The organism is Pseudomonas sp. CFBP 13727 (assembly GCF_014841915.1).
Classification (GTDB): domain Bacteria; phylum Pseudomonadota; class Gammaproteobacteria; order Pseudomonadales; family Pseudomonadaceae; genus Aquipseudomonas; species Aquipseudomonas baltica.
This window is the reverse complement of the sequence record NZ_JACYUT010000001.1, coordinates 1,218,276-1,231,790: the sequence shown is the minus strand read 5'-3', so window position 1 is coordinate 1,231,790 and position 13,515 is coordinate 1,218,276. Positions and strand designations below refer to the sequence as shown.

Below are 13,515 nucleotides of genomic sequence, written 5' to 3'. Positions count from 1 at the left end.
TTTCCGTTTGTTCCGGTTTCGTCTTCCCACGTCCCCGGTGACCGTGCTGGGATGAATGCAACAAGCGTGCACAAACGTGCCAGCAGTTCACATATTTTTCACTTTTCTTCCAGTGGTTCGGCCAAGCCCGCGTAAAACCGGCGCATCGGGCCATTCCTGCTTTCCTCGGCAACGAATACCGCTGTGCGAGTGAATCCTGTTTCGCGGCGCAAACGTTACCGCAGGGTGACAAGAGTGGGTAGATTGCGAGGCCTTGATGCACCGAGACCTTCCCTGGTGGACCTTTTTGGTGCGAAAGGTGACGTCCTGAATGGCAAGGCTAGACCACCGACAGGAATTGGCAACGCTGTGCCCACGTAAAGAAGGACCGCTTGTCAGGCGGTTACGCGCGGTACTGCATAAAGCGCGTGAACTGCAGCGAAAGGCGGTTCGGCAAGCCCTGATGCCGCGGGCGATCCTGGGGCGGAAGGCACCAAAACCGTGCTTCCCTTACGACTCGGTGCGAGATGCGCCGGTTGCAGGCATGTCGAGTTGATGCCGGTGGGTTCGGAAAAAACCGATCAGGCACGCTATCCTTGGCATTCGATGATTCGCGGCCATGCCTCGATCCCCCATTCCTTCCTGTGGAGAACGCCCGTGTTCAGCCTGGATGCCCGACTTGCCGGAGACGCTCATGTCATCGGTGACTTCGCACTTTGTCGCCTGCTGCTCAGTAATGACGCCAGGTATCCCTGGTTCATCCTCGTGCCGCGACGCCCGGAGATCACCGAGGTGTTCGAACTCGATGACGCAGACCGTGAAGTGCTGTGGAGCGAAACCAATGCATTGGCAAAGTTGCTTCACCAGCACTATGGCGCCGACAAGATCAACATCGCGACCCTGGGCAATGTCGTGAGTCAGTTGCACATGCACGTGATCGTTCGCTACCGGGCCGACGCGGCCTGGCCTGCGCCCGTGTGGGGCAAGCTGCCGTCCATGCCATACACCGCCGAGCAATTGGTGGCGGTTCGCCAAAGGCTGGCAGGCGTGCTGGGCACCGATTTCGTTTTCACGGAGGGCAGGGCATGAGTCTGGAAGATCGCGTGATGGAGCTGGAGACACGTCTGGCTTTTCAGGATGACACCCTGTCTTCGCTCAGCGACGAACTGATCCTGCAACAGCGGGCGATCGAGCGCCTGCAGATGCAGTTGGCCGCGCTGCTCAAGCGTCAGGAAGAAATGGTCGGCCAGTTCGAAACGGCTACCCAGGAGGCGCCGCCGCCGCATTACTGAAATCTTTTTTTCGGCAATGAAAAACGCGGGCAATGCCCGCGTTTTTTTATTGCTGCATTGGAGTCAGCGACGTGGCGATGCCGCAATCACGTCTTCGGCCTGCAGACCCTTGTCACGGTTCATGACCGAGAACTCGACCCGTTGGCCTTCGACCAGCACGCGATGGCCTTCGCCACGAATGGCACGAAAATGCACGAAGATGTCGTCGCCGGAATCGCGGGAAATGAAGCCGAAGCCCTTCGACGTGTTGAACCACTTCACCGTACCGGTATCGCGGTTGGTCATGTCGTACTGCACGGCGCTGGGTGCCGGTGACGCGCGGTAGAAGCTGATCGACAGGTGCGCCAGGCACGCGAGCAGTGCGCACAACAGGCCCGGCAGGATGCCGATGGCCGGCAGCGGCACCAGCAACGTCAGGGTCTGGGTGATCACCGAGGCAACCAGCAGCACACTGACCAGATTTTGCAACAGATGACGTGGGCCTTTGTTCCAGCGCGGTATCACTGGAGCCAAAAGCAGGTTGAGCAGACCGAACAGCGCCAGGTAGATTGCGTCGGGTTGTTGCAGGTAAGGCGCTACATCGGCCCGCAGGCTTGGTATGAACGACAGCAGCACGGCCGCTGCGCCCGTCAGGAGGTGGACGATTTTCAACATTTGATTGGCTCACTCTAAGATCAGGCATCAGGAAGAGCTGATACCGCAACAAGCACAGCGTTGGGGTGACAATAATTGCCGAGCATCTGCAGGGATCAGCCTATGCGCCACGGCTTGATGAATCGCCCCGGCGGCACGCGGTCTATTTAACAGCAAAGCCCGATCCTTCTCAAATCGGCCAGAGCGCCGCCCGACGCCGTCGGGCGGATAGCCTGCGCAACTTGCCCGAGGCCGGAGCTGCGTGGGTCGATGGGTCTTGGTAAAGTGGGCATCCACCCGTGGTGGTATACATTCATCGTCATCAAGGACATCACATGGCAATCGATATCGGCATCAGCGAAGAAGATCGCAAATCGATCGTGGACGGCCTGTCCCGTCTGCTTTCCGACACCTACGTCCTGTACCTCAAAACGCACAACTTCCACTGGAACGTGACCGGCCCGGCTTTCCGTACCCTGCACCTGATGTTCGAAGAGCAATACACCGAACTGGCGCTGGCCGTGGACTCCATCGCCGAGCGTATCCGTGCCCTCGGTTTTCCCGCGCCTGGCGCCTATTCGGTCTATGCCCGCCTGTCTTCGATCAAGGAAGAGGAAGGGGTGCCCTCGGCCCAGGACATGATCAAGCAACTGGTCGAAGGCCAGGAAGCTGTCACCCGCACGGCCCGCGGTATCTTCCCGCTGCTGGACAAGGTCAGCGACGAGCCGACGGCCGACCTGCTGACCCAGCGCATGCAGGTGCACGAGAAGACTGCCTGGATGTTGCGTTCGCTGCTCGAAGGCTGATCCCTGGCGACACGGCGGCGCCTTTTGCACTGCTGCGCCCGCCGTGTCGATCCAGCTTTTCCCGCCTGCCACGGCCTGGGTACGGGGGGGTCGCTCCTACCCAACGACGCCGCTCTTCGTACGTATGCACTTCCGTATTCCCCTGTCGTCATCGTTCGCCGATACGCTTCCATAGATCCGTCAGCACACCTCCAGGGTTGGAGGGGCGATCATCTAGGAAGCACTGATCCATGGAACGGAACATCATCGTCACCCGGGCGCGCCAGCTCGACCGATCGAGCAAGCTTGCCGTCGATCCCTACTCGGACAACTTCGACATGGGCCTGGCCAGGCCCGTCTCGCGTTCGGTTCGCTTGAACGGTTTCGCCACCTGCCTGCGCCTGGAACGGATCTACTGGGAGATTCTCGAGCGCATCGCCCTGGCCAATGAATGCACGGTGAACGCGCTGCTTTCCTACGTCGACCGCGAAGTCCACCTGCGCCATGGCGGCGTCAAGAATTTCAGCGGACTGGTGCGGGTAGTCTGTGTCACCTACTTGATGGGACGTGATCGAACGTCGTCTGTTACCTTGGACGGCTGCGCAGCGTCGATTAACCGGATATAATCCCGCGTTTCGCCCTGGCGCCGCTTGCGCCGCGGTCATTTGGTTGCCGAGACACTACCCATGCCGATGTACGACTATCAATGTGCTTCCTGCGGTCATCAGATGGAAGTCATTCAAAAGATCAGCGCCGAGCCTTTGACCGATTGCCCTGCCTGCCAGGCGCCACAACTGAAAAAGGTGCTTTCCATGCCGGGCTTCCGCCTCAGCGGCACCGGCTGGTACGAGACCGATTTCAAGACCGGCAACAAGAAGAATCTGGCAGGCGGCGACAAGGCCGAGTGAATTGCCCGGCCCCGGCCTGCTCCTGCACTATGTCCAGGGTGCCGCGTGTCCAGCTACACGCCGTCATCGAATCATGAATTACGAGAAGTGAAACCACTACTATGATGCGCAGCCACTATTGCGGCCAACTGAACGAGACCCTGGAAGGTCAGGAAATCACCCTGTGCGGCTGGGTCCATCGCCGTCGCGACCATGGCGGGGTGATCTTCCTCGACATTCGGGATCGTGAAGGCATGGCCCAGGTGGTCTTCGACCCCGATCGCGCCGACAGCTTCGCCGCCGCCGATCGCGTGCGCAGCGAGTACGTGGTCAAGGTCACCGGCAAGGTCCGTGCGCGGCCCGCCGGCGCAGTCAATCCGAACATGGCGTCTGGCGCCATCGAAGTGCTGGGCTACGAGCTCGAAGTGCTGAACGAAGCGGAAACCCCGCCGTTTCCGCTCAACGAGTACTCCGACGTGGGTGAGGAAACGCGCCTGCGCTACCGCTTCATCGACCTGCGCCGTCCCGAGATGGCCGAGAAACTGCGCCTGCGCTCGCGCATCACCACCAGCATTCGCCGCTACCTCGACGAAAACGGCTTCCTCGACGTCGAAACGCCGATCCTGACCCGTGCCACGCCTGAAGGCGCTCGCGACTACCTGGTGCCCAGCCGTACCCACCCTGGCAGCTTCTTCGCCCTGCCGCAGTCGCCTCAGCTGTTCAAGCAGTTGCTGATGGTGGCCGGTTTCGATCGTTACTACCAGATCGCCAAGTGCTTCCGCGATGAAGACCTGCGTGCCGATCGTCAGCCCGAGTTCACTCAGATCGACATCGAGACAAGTTTCCTCGACGAGAGCGAAATCATCGGCATCACCGAAACCATGGTGCGCAAGCTGTTCAAGGAAGTGCTGGACGTCGAGTTCGGCGATTTCCCGCACATGACCTTCGAAGAAGCCATGCGCCGCTACGGCTCGGACAAGCCCGACCTGCGCAACCCGATGGAGCTGGTCGACGTCGCCGATCAGCTCAAGGATGTCGAGTTCAAGGTCTTCAGCGGCCCGGCCAACGATGCCAAGTGCCGCGTTGCCGCACTGCGCGTTCCAGGCGGGGCGAGCATGCCGCGCAAGCAGATCGACGATTACACCAAGTTCGTCGGCATCTACGGCGCCAAGGGCCTGGCCTACATCAAGGTCAACGAGCGCGCCAAGGGCGTCGAGGGCCTGCAGTCGCCGATCGTCAAGAACATCCCTGAAGCCAACCTCGACGTGATCCTGGATCGCGTTGGCGCGGTCGATGGCGACATCGTGTTCTTCGGCGCCGACAAGGCCAAGATCGTCAGCGAGGCATTGGGTGCGCTGCGCATCAAGCTGGGCAACGATCTCGACCTGCTGACCTGCGAATGGGCGCCGATGTGGGTCGTCGACTTCCCAATGTTCGAAGAGAACGACGACGGCAGCTTCAGCGCGCTGCACCATCCGTTCACCGCGCCCAAGTGCACGCCTGCCGAGCTGGAGGCCAACCCGGCCACTGCCCTGTCGCGCGCCTATGACATGGTACTCAACGGCACCGAGCTGGGCGGCGGTTCGATCCGTATCCACCGCAAGGACATGCAGCAGGCCGTGTTCCGCCTGCTCGGTATCGAAGCTGCGGAACAGGAAGAGAAGTTCGGCTTCCTGCTCGACGCGCTGAAATACGGTGCACCACCCCATGGTGGCCTGGCCTTCGGCCTGGACCGTCTGGTCATGCTGATGACCGGTGCGCAGTCGATCCGTGAAGTCATCGCCTTCCCGAAAACCCAGAGCGCCGCCGACGTCATGACCCAGGCGCCTGGCGTGGTCGATGCCAAGGCGCTGCGTGAACTGCACATTCGCCTGCGCGAACAGCCCAAGGCCGAGTAACTGCTGACAGGGCGCATCTTCGGATGCGCCCTTGCGTTGTGCGGTGGAAAAACCTTGCCAGGGGCAGGGTTCGTATGGGTAACACACAGAAACTGGAGTTGCGTTATGGCTGGTCATTCCAAGTGGGCGAACATCAAGCACCGCAAAGAGCGCCAGGATGCCAAGAGGGGCAAGATCTTCACCAAGTGGATTCGTGAGCTGACCGTCGCTGCCCGCCAGGGCGGCGGCGAGCCAGGTTCCAATCCGCGTCTGCGCCTGGCGCTGGACAAGGCGCTGAGCGCCAACATGAGTCGCGACATCATCGATCGCGCGATTGCACGAGGCACCGGGGCAGCCGGCAGCGACGACGTGGTCGAGCTGAGCTACGAGGGCTACGGACCTGGTGGCGTTGCCGTGCTGGTCGAATGCATGACCGACAACCGCAACCGGACCGCTGCCGCGGTGCGCCATGCGTTCAGCAAATGCGGGGGCAATCTGGGTACCGATGGTTCGGTGGCGTATCTGTTCGAGCGCAAGGGGCAGTTGTCCTTCGCCCCGGGCGTGGACGAGGATGCGTTGATGGAGGCGGCCATGGAGGCCGATGCCGACGACATCGTGACCCATGGCGACGGCTCGATGGACGTGTTCACCTCGTTCGCCAGCTTCTACTCGGTGGGCAATGCGCTGCAGGCGGCCGGTTTCAATGCCGATGAAGCGGAGATCGTCATGGCGCCGACGACCAGTGCCGAACTCGATGCGGAAGGTGCCGAGAAGGTGCTGAAGCTGATCGACATGCTCGAAGATCTGGATGATGTGCAAAACGTCTATTCCAACGCCGAGATATCCGACGCCGTGATGGAGCAGCTTGGCTGATCGGCCCGTGTGTTTCATCTAAGCCATGCTTTACCAGTGCCGGCTTCTTGGCCGGTAGATGGCTCGCCGCCCGCGGCGCTCCCACATGCTATGCACACCCATGTGGGAGCGGGTTCTACCCGCGAAGGCATCAGCCGTGTTCCTCACTACTGCAGGCTTTATGACTTTAATTCTTGGAATCGACCCAGGCTCGCGCATCACCGGGTTTGGCGTCGTGCGTGAAACCGGACGCGGTTGCGAATACGTGGCTTCGGGCTGTATTCGTACCGGCGGCGGACTGCTGCATGATCGTCTGCAGATCGTTTTTCGTGGGGTGCGTGAGGTGATCCAGACCTACGGTCCGGTGACCATGGGCATCGAGCGGGTGTTCATGGCGCGCAACGCCGATTCGGCCCTGAAGCTGGGCCAGGCGCGCGGCGCTGCCATCGTCGCAGCGGCGGAGGAGGGGCTGGAGATCGCCGAGTACAGTGCCACCCAGGTCAAGCAGGCCATCGTCGGCACCGGTGCCGCCAACAAGGAGCAGGTACAGATGATGGTCATGCACCTGCTCAAGCTGACCCAGAAACCCCAGATCGATGCCTCCGATGCCCTGGCCATCGCACTTACCCACGCGCACACCCGGTCCAGCCTCATGCCCCACGGCCTGAGCGCCGCCCGCAGTCGCGGTGGGCGCCTGCGCCTGTAGCGGCTTACATCGTTTCAAACTTTTTTGCTTGCAGCTCACCTCAGTCCTGTAATGATGGCCCTTGAACTGGCCCGCATGAACAGCGCGTGACTGCGCCTTCCGACAAAGGATTCATACGTGATTGGACGCCTGCGCGGTACCTTGGCTGAAAAGCAGCCGCCGCACCTGATTCTCGACGTCAACGGGCTGGGCTATGAGCTCGAAGTGCCGATGACCACGCTCTATCGGCTGCCGCCGGTCGGCGAAAGCGTGACCCTGCACACCCACCTGGTTGTGCGTGAAGACGCTCAGTTACTCTATGGCTTCTATGAAAAGCGCGAGCGCGAGCTGTTCCGTGAGCTGATCCGCCTCAACGGCGTCGGCCCCAAGCTGGCACTGGCGCTGATGTCGGGGTTGGACGTCGACGAACTCGTGCGCTGCGTGCAGGCTCAGGACACCTCGGCGCTGGTGAAGATACCCGGCGTGGGCAAGAAGACCGCCGAGCGGCTTCTGGTCGAACTCAAGGATCGCTTCAAGGCCTGGCAGACCACGCCGAGCATGTTCGAGCTGGTGCCCAGTGGGCCGCAGGGGCCGGCGCCGGTCAACAGCGCCGAAGCCGATGCCGTCAGTGCGCTCATCTCCCTGGGCTACAAGCCCCAGGAGGCCAGTCGCGCCGTGGCGGCCATCGACGCCAAGGGGCTGAGCAGCGAAGAATTGATCCGCCGCTCGTTGAAGGGAATGATCTAAGTGATCGAAGCCGACCGTCTGATCGCCGCCACCGGCCGCGATCGGGAAGAAGTACAGGATCGGGCCATCCGCCCGCTCAGCCTGGCCGACTACATTGGCCAGCCCACCGTGCGCGAGCAGATGGAGCTGTTCATCCAGGCTGCGCGCGGGCGCAGTGAATCCCTGGATCACACCTTGATCTTCGGCCCGCCCGGGTTGGGCAAGACGACCTTGGCCAATATCATCGCCCAGGAAATGGGCGTGTCGATCAAGAGCACGTCGGGGCCGGTACTGGAACGGCCGGGCGACCTGGCTGCCCTGCTCACCAACCTGGAACCCCACGATGTGCTGTTCATCGACGAGATCCACCGGCTGTCGCCCATCGTCGAGGAAGTCCTGTATCCGGCCATGGAGGACTTCCAGCTCGACATCATGATTGGCGAGGGTCCCGCGGCACGTTCCATCAAGCTCGATCTGCCGCCGTTCACCCTGGTCGGGGCCACCACCAGGGCGGGCATGCTGACCAATCCGCTGCGTGACCGCTTCGGTATCGTCCAGCGCCTGGAGTTCTACAGCACCGCGGACCTTGCAACCATCGTCAGTCGATCGGGCAATATCCTCAACCTGGAGATCGAGGACGAAGGTGCCTTCGAGATCGCCCGCCGCGCCCGCGGTACGCCGCGAATCGCCAATCGCCTGCTGCGCCGCGTGCGCGACTTCGCCCAGGTGCGTGGCAAGGGGCACATCACCAAGCCCATCGCCGACCTGGCGCTGAACATGCTCGACGTCGACGAGCGCGGCTTCGACCACCAGGATCGCCGGCTGCTGCTGACCATGATCGAGAAGTTCGACGGTGGGCCGGTGGGTGTCGACAGCCTCGCCGCAGCCATCAGCGAAGAGCGCCACACCATCGAGGACGTCCTGGAGCCTTACCTCATTCAGCAGGGCTACATCATGCGCACCCCGCGCGGCCGGGTCGTGACGCGCCACGCCTACCTGCATTTCGGTCTGAACATTCCCAACCGGCTGGGCGACATGCCGGGCAGCGATGCCATGTCCGAAGAAATCGACGCATGAAAGGCCCCTCGCACAGCGACCTAATTCGGCTTTCCGTGGTCCTAGGGGCTGACACGGCTTTTGCATGGCCCTTGCCTGCACACGCGACGAAAAAACAGTTGCCCGGGCGGATTGGCAACCTGAGGAGTAAGCACTAGAGTATGCGCGCGCAAAACGGGGTTCAGGCGTTCGCCCATCAGTGTCGGGTCTATTACGAAGACACCGACGCCGGCGGCGTCGTCTATTACGTCAACTACCTCAAATTCATGGAGCGGGCTCGTACCGAGCGCTTGCGTGCGCTGGGTTTCGTCCAGTCGCAGCTGGCAGGTGAGAACCTGCTGTTCGTCGTGCATTCGGCAGAGGCGCGCTACCATGCGCCGGCGCGGTTGGACGACGAGCTCGCGGTGACCGCCGAAATAACCGAATTGAATCGCGCCAGCCTGCGTTTCAAACAGCAGGTATGGCGGGTGAAAGATACAACGCTGCTCTGCGAAGGGCAGTTCATGGTGGCCTGTGTGCGCGCCGATAACTTCAGACCCCGGGCCATTCCCCCAGCCTTGCGTACGGCCTTTGCCGACGCAGGCGGCCTGGGCAAACAATCCAGTGCAGGAGATTAAGCGTGGAAGCTAACGTCGTCGACCATACCTCCATGTGGAGTTTGGTCAGCAATGCCAGTGTCGTGGTGCAGTTGGTAATGCTTATTCTGGTGGCCGCCTCGGTCACCTCGTGGGTCATGATCTTTCAGCGCAGTTCGATGCTGCGCGCCGGTCGTCGTGCCCTGGACAGCTTCGAGGAACGCTTCTGGTCGGGGATCGACCTGTCCAAGCTGTACCGTCAGGCTGGCAGCAATCCCGACCCTGATTCGGGTGTCGAGCAGATTTTCCGTGCTGGCTTCAAGGAGTTTTCCCGCCTGCGCCAGCAGCAGGGCGTCGATCCCGATGCCGTGATGGAAGGCGTGGGCCGTGCCATGCGCGTGGCGATTTCCCGTGAGGAAGAGAAGCTCGAACAGGGTCTGCCATTCCTGGCAACCGTCGGTTCCACCAGCCCCTACGTGGGCCTGTTCGGTACCGTATGGGGCATCATGAACTCGTTCCGCGGCCTCGCCTCGGCCCAGCAGGCCACTCTGGCCACCGTTGCGCCAGGTATTGCCGAAGCACTGATTGCCACGGCCATCGGCCTGTTCGCAGCGATTCCGGCCGTCATCGCCTACAACCGTTTCGCTGCCCGCAGCGAAACCCTGATCAACCGCTACTACACGTTCGCTGACGAGTTCCAGGCCATCCTGCACCGTAAAGTGCACACCAGCGAAGAGTGAGCAGGGATAACCCAATGACTCGAGGTCGTCGCCCAAAACGCAAGCCGGTCGCCGAGATGAACGTGGTGCCCTACATCGACGTGATGTTGGTACTGCTGGTCATCTTCATGGTCACCGCTCCGATGATCAACCAAGGTGTGAAGGTCGATCTGCCCAAGGTTTCCAGCGAAGCGTTGCCGCAGGACAACAACACTCAGGTGCTCACCATTTCCATCAAGGCCGACAAGACCTACTACTGGAACGTCGGCAAGGAAGTAGACACTGAAAAGCAGCAGGACAAGGCTATGACGCTGGCGCAGATGACCCAGGCCGCCACCGCGATCATCAACCAGGGCAATGCCAGCGGCAAGAAGACCCAGGTCTTCATTCGCGGTGACAAGACCGTGGATTACGGTGCTGTCATGGGCGCCATGGGTGGTTTGCAGCAGGCAGGTGTCGGTAACGTTGGCTTGATTACCGAGGCCCCCTGATGCGAAAGCGAGAGCATTCAGCCTCGGAAAGCTTCTTCTGGCCCACGGTCTGGGCGGTAGCCCTGCACGTGCTGATCTTCGGGATGCTGTTCGTCAGTTTCGCCATGACGCCCGAACTGCCTGAAGCGCGACCCATCGTGCAGGCTACGCTCTATCAGCTCAAGTCCAAGAGCCAGGCCACCACCCAGACCAACCAGAAACTGGCGGGCGAGGCGAAGAAGTCTGCTGCGCGGCAGACCGAAGTCGAGCAGATGGAGACCAAGAAGCTGGAGCAGGAAGCCATCAAGGCCGCGGAACAAAAGAAAGAGGAAACCGCTCAAAAGGCCGAAGCGGCGAAGAAGGCCGACGAAGCCAAGAAGTCCGATGCTGCCGCCAAGGCGGAAGCCGCCTCTGCGGCAGCGGCCAAGGCTGAGGCTGCCAAGGCCGAAGCCGCTGAAAAAGCGGCCGAAGCCAAGAAGAGCGAGCTGGCCGATATCGCCAAGAAGAAGGCCGAGCAGGAAGAGGCCAAGAAGGAGGCAGCCGAGGACGCGAAGAAGAAGGCTGCCGAGGACGCCAAGAAAAAAGCCGCCGAAGACGCGAAGAAGAAAGCCGAAGACGACGCCAAGAAGGCCACTGCGGCCGAGGAAGCGAAGAAGAAGGCCGCCGAGGACGCGAAGAAGAAGGCTGCGGCCGATGCTGCGAAGAAGAAGGCTCAGGACGCAGCTCGCAAGGCAGCGGAGGACAAGAAGGCGCAGGCATTGGCCGATCTGCTTTCCGACAAGCCTGAACGCCAGCAGGCGCTCGCCGACGAGCAGGGTGATGAGGTCGCGGGCAACTTCGACGATCTGATCCGCTCGCGAGCAGCCGAAGGGTGGGCGCGTCCGCCTTCGGCACGCAAGAACATGACCGTGGTATTGCAGATCAACATGTTGCCCGATGGTACCGTCACCAATGTCAGCGTCTCACGCTCCAGTGGCGATGGTCCCTTCGACAGTTCGGCGGTTGCTGCGGTCAAGAACATTGGCCGTTTAACGGAAATGCAGGGTTTGAAACCAGCTGACTTCAACCCCTATCGTTCCTTCAAGATGACATTTACACCTGAGGATCTTGCCTTGTGATTACCCTTCTTCGAGGACTGCTCGTCGTCCTTTGCTGCGCAGCCGGCATGGCCTCTGCGGACGAAAAGAACATTCTGGTCACCAGCGGTGCCGACCGTGCCACGCCGATTGCCGTCGTGCCGTTCGGTTTCCAGGGCGGCAGCGTGTTGCCTGACAACATTGCCGAGATCGTCGGCAACGACCTGCGCAACTCGGGCTACTACGCACCCATTCCACCGCAGAACATGATCAGCCAGCCTTCCCAGGCCAGCGAAGTCATCTACCGCGACTGGCAGGCGCTGGGTGCCCAGTACGTCATGGTCGGCAGCATCACGCCGGCCGGCGGCCGCTTGCAGGTGCAATACGCGCTGCTTAACGTCAATACCCAGCAACAGGTGTTGACCGGCAGCGTCTCGGGCACTACCGACCAGTTGCGTGACATGGCCCACTTCATCTCCGATCAGTCGTTCGAGAAGCTGACCGGGATCAAGGGTGCGTTCTCCACGCGCATGCTCTACGTGACCGCCGAACGGGCCGGCACCAATGCCACCCGTTACACCCTGCAGCGTTCGGACTACGACGGCGCCCGTGCGGTGACCCTGTTGCAGTCGCGCGAGCCGATCCTGTCGCCACGCTACTCGCCCAACGGCCGCAACATTGCCTATGTATCGTTCGAACAGCGCCGTCCGCGGATCTTCCTGCAGAACGTCGACACCGGCCGCCGCGAGCAGTTGACCAACTTCGAAGGCCTCAACGGTGCCCCGGCGTTCTCGCCGGACGGCAATCGCCTGGCGCTGGTGCTGTCCAAGGACGGCAACCCGGAGATCTACGTGATGAACCTGGCCTCGCGCGCGCTGACCCGCGTGACCAACAGCCCGGCCATCGACACCGAACCCTTCTGGGGCAAGGATGGTTCGACCCTGTACTTCACGTCGGACCGTGGCGGCAAGCCACAGATCTACAAGACCAGCACATCCGGTGGCGCCAATGCCGAGCGTGTGACGTTCGTGGGCAACTACAATGCCAACCCGAAACTTTCGGCTGACGAAAAGACCCTTGTAATGATCCATCGGCAAGATGGTTTCACCAATTTCAAGGTGGCGGCGCAGGACCTGGAGCGCGGAAGCGTAAAGATCCTCACAGATTCAACTCTTGATGAGTCGCCTACTGTTGCGCCCAACGGCACCATGGTAATCTACGCCACCCGCCAGCAGGGCCGGGGAGTCTTGATGCTCGTGTCGCTAAACGGCCGCGTGAGGCTCCCGCTTCCTACCGCTCAAGGCGAAGTCAGAGAACCGTCCTGGTCCCCTTACCTGAACTGACGCGGCGTAATACGTTGTACTTAACACATTGGGGTTCATTAGGAGTTTCACGATGGAAATGCTGAAGTTTGGTAAGTTCGCTGCGCTGGCCCTGGCCTTGTCCGTAGCTGTAGGTTGCTCGTCCAAAGGCGGCGAAGATGCCGGTCAAGGCGGCGCTGCTGTCGACCCTAACGCTGGTTACGGCGCAAACACCGGTGCCGTTGACGGTTCCCTGAGCGAAGAAGCTGCTCTGCGCGCTATCACCACGTTCTACTTCGAATACGACAGCTCGGACCTGAAGCCAGAAGCCATGCGCGCTCTGGACGTTCACGCCAAGGACCTGAAAGCCAACGGCGCTCGCGTCGTCCTGGAAGGTAACACCGACGAGCGCGGTACTCGCGAGTACAACCTGGCACTGGGCGAGCGTCGTGCCAAGGCCGTTCAGCGTTACCTGGTACTGCAAGGCGTTTCGCCAGCCCAGCTGGAACTGGTTTCCTACGGTGAAGAGCGTCCAGTGGCTACTGGCAACGACGAGCAGTCGTGGGCTCAGAACCGTCGCGTCGAACTGCGTAAGTAATTCG

At 61.3% G+C, this 13,515-nt stretch carries 17 protein-coding genes; 16 read left to right on the top strand and 1 reads right to left on the bottom strand.

Going from position 1 to position 13,515, the window contains the following annotated elements:
- Positions 1 to 636: 636 nt before the first annotated feature.
- Positions 637 to 1,068 carry an HIT domain-containing protein gene (locus IFT76_RS05470; RefSeq protein ID WP_192053959.1) on the top strand — a complete coding sequence of 144 codons (432 nt, stop codon included), beginning with the start codon at positions 637 to 639 and terminating at the stop codon, positions 1,066 to 1,068.
- On the top strand, positions 1,065 to 1,271 hold the full coding sequence (locus IFT76_RS05465) for a SlyX family protein (protein ID WP_049861523.1): 207 nt from the start codon (positions 1,065 to 1,067) through the stop codon (positions 1,269 to 1,271). The genes IFT76_RS05470 and IFT76_RS05465 overlap by 4 nt, the downstream gene beginning before the upstream one ends.
- Before the next feature lie 63 nt (positions 1,272 to 1,334).
- Here the strand turns inward: IFT76_RS05465 and IFT76_RS20890 are convergent, their stop codons facing one another.
- A complete protein-coding gene (locus IFT76_RS20890; protein ID WP_049861522.1) occupies positions 1,335 to 1,925 on the bottom strand; it encodes a cold-shock protein in 591 nt (196 codons plus the stop codon).
- 314 nt (positions 1,926 to 2,239) lie between these two features.
- Between IFT76_RS20890 and IFT76_RS05455 the strand changes: the two genes are divergently transcribed.
- The 14 genes from IFT76_RS05455 to pal all read left to right on the top strand — a co-directional run bounded on the left by IFT76_RS05455 (position 2,240) and on the right by pal (position 13,511).
- Entirely contained in the window at positions 2,240 to 2,710 is a 471-nt protein-coding gene (locus IFT76_RS05455; protein WP_090356750.1) for a Dps family protein, read from the top strand.
- Positions 2,711 to 3,027: 317 nt separating this feature from the next.
- A complete protein-coding gene (locus tag IFT76_RS05450; protein WP_122479717.1) occupies positions 3,028 to 3,315 on the top strand; it encodes a ribbon-helix-helix domain-containing protein in 288 nt (95 codons plus the stop codon).
- Between the two features lie 60 nt (positions 3,316 to 3,375).
- Positions 3,376 to 3,597 (top strand): FmdB family zinc ribbon protein, encoded by a 222-nt coding sequence (locus IFT76_RS05445; RefSeq protein WP_122479318.1) that lies wholly within the window; start codon positions 3,376 to 3,378, stop codon positions 3,595 to 3,597.
- Positions 3,598 to 3,698: 101 nt separating this feature from the next.
- Positions 3,699 to 5,474, top strand: coding sequence for an aspartate--tRNA ligase (gene aspS / locus IFT76_RS05440; RefSeq protein ID WP_122479317.1), 1,776 nt, complete (start codon positions 3,699 to 3,701; stop codon positions 5,472 to 5,474).
- Positions 5,475 to 5,579: 105 nt separating this feature from the next.
- The gene (locus IFT76_RS05435; RefSeq protein ID WP_122479316.1) at positions 5,580 to 6,326 is read left to right on the top strand and encodes a YebC/PmpR family DNA-binding transcriptional regulator; all 747 of its coding nucleotides are present in this window, start codon (positions 5,580 to 5,582) and stop codon (positions 6,324 to 6,326) included.
- 160 nt (positions 6,327 to 6,486) lie between these two features.
- Positions 6,487 to 7,011, top strand: a complete 525-nt coding sequence (ruvC, locus tag IFT76_RS05430; RefSeq protein WP_122479315.1) for a crossover junction endodeoxyribonuclease RuvC — start codon at positions 6,487 to 6,489, stop codon at positions 7,009 to 7,011.
- 117 nt (positions 7,012 to 7,128) lie between these two features.
- Positions 7,129 to 7,737, top strand: coding sequence for a Holliday junction branch migration protein RuvA (ruvA, locus tag IFT76_RS05425; RefSeq protein WP_122479314.1), 609 nt, complete (start codon positions 7,129 to 7,131; stop codon positions 7,735 to 7,737).
- Positions 7,738 to 8,793, top strand: a complete 1,056-nt coding sequence (ruvB, locus tag IFT76_RS05420; RefSeq protein WP_122479313.1) for a Holliday junction branch migration DNA helicase RuvB — start codon at positions 7,738 to 7,740, stop codon at positions 8,791 to 8,793.
- Positions 8,794 to 8,933: 140 nt separating this feature from the next.
- Entirely contained in the window at positions 8,934 to 9,389 is a 456-nt protein-coding gene (ybgC, locus tag IFT76_RS05415; RefSeq protein ID WP_192057584.1) for a tol-pal system-associated acyl-CoA thioesterase, read from the top strand.
- A 2-nt stretch (positions 9,390 to 9,391) separates the two neighbouring features.
- Positions 9,392 to 10,087, top strand: coding sequence for a protein TolQ (gene tolQ, locus IFT76_RS05410; RefSeq protein WP_122479311.1), 696 nt, complete (start codon positions 9,392 to 9,394; stop codon positions 10,085 to 10,087).
- A gap of 14 nt (positions 10,088 to 10,101) precedes the next feature.
- Entirely contained in the window at positions 10,102 to 10,557 is a 456-nt protein-coding gene (gene tolR, locus IFT76_RS05405; protein ID WP_122479310.1) for a protein TolR, read from the top strand.
- Positions 10,557 to 11,654, top strand: coding sequence for a cell envelope integrity protein TolA (tolA, locus tag IFT76_RS05400; protein ID WP_446730837.1), 1,098 nt, complete (start codon positions 10,557 to 10,559; stop codon positions 11,652 to 11,654). The genes tolR and tolA overlap by 1 nt, the downstream gene beginning before the upstream one ends.
- Complete coding sequence (gene tolB, locus IFT76_RS05395; RefSeq protein WP_122479308.1) at positions 11,651 to 12,955, top strand: Tol-Pal system beta propeller repeat protein TolB; 1,305 nt, start codon at positions 11,651 to 11,653, stop codon at positions 12,953 to 12,955. The genes tolA and tolB overlap by 4 nt, the downstream gene beginning before the upstream one ends.
- 52 nt (positions 12,956 to 13,007) lie before the next feature.
- Positions 13,008 to 13,511, top strand: a complete 504-nt coding sequence (pal, locus tag IFT76_RS05390; protein WP_043187198.1) for a peptidoglycan-associated lipoprotein Pal — start codon at positions 13,008 to 13,010, stop codon at positions 13,509 to 13,511.
- The last annotated feature ends 4 nt before the right edge of the window (positions 13,512 to 13,515 follow it).

What these genes read in the sequence shown, in the direction of transcription:
- IFT76_RS05465 (WP_049861523.1), top strand. Translation starts at nt 1,065, where the DNA reads ATGAGTCTGGAAGATCGCGTGATGGAGCTGGAGACACGTCTGGCTTTT.
- IFT76_RS20890 (WP_049861522.1), bottom strand. Translation starts at nt 1,925, where the DNA reads ATGTTGAAAATCGTCCACCTCCTGACGGGCGCAGCGGCCGTGCTGCTG.
- IFT76_RS05455 (WP_090356750.1), top strand. Translation starts at nt 2,240, where the DNA reads ATGGCAATCGATATCGGCATCAGCGAAGAAGATCGCAAATCGATCGTG.
- IFT76_RS05450 (WP_122479717.1), top strand. Translation starts at nt 3,028, where the DNA reads ATGGGCCTGGCCAGGCCCGTCTCGCGTTCGGTTCGCTTGAACGGTTTC.
- IFT76_RS05445 (WP_122479318.1), top strand. Translation starts at nt 3,376, where the DNA reads ATGCCGATGTACGACTATCAATGTGCTTCCTGCGGTCATCAGATGGAA.
- aspS (WP_122479317.1), top strand. Translation starts at nt 3,699, where the DNA reads ATGATGCGCAGCCACTATTGCGGCCAACTGAACGAGACCCTGGAAGGT.
- IFT76_RS05435 (WP_122479316.1), top strand. Translation starts at nt 5,580, where the DNA reads ATGGCTGGTCATTCCAAGTGGGCGAACATCAAGCACCGCAAAGAGCGC.
- ruvC (WP_122479315.1), top strand. Translation starts at nt 6,487, where the DNA reads ATGACTTTAATTCTTGGAATCGACCCAGGCTCGCGCATCACCGGGTTT.
- ybgC (WP_192057584.1), top strand. Translation starts at nt 8,934, where the DNA reads ATGCGCGCGCAAAACGGGGTTCAGGCGTTCGCCCATCAGTGTCGGGTC.
- tolR (WP_122479310.1), top strand. Translation starts at nt 10,102, where the DNA reads ATGACTCGAGGTCGTCGCCCAAAACGCAAGCCGGTCGCCGAGATGAAC.
- tolA (WP_446730837.1), top strand. Translation starts at nt 10,557, where the DNA reads ATGCGAAAGCGAGAGCATTCAGCCTCGGAAAGCTTCTTCTGGCCCACG.
- pal (WP_043187198.1), top strand. Translation starts at nt 13,008, where the DNA reads ATGGAAATGCTGAAGTTTGGTAAGTTCGCTGCGCTGGCCCTGGCCTTG.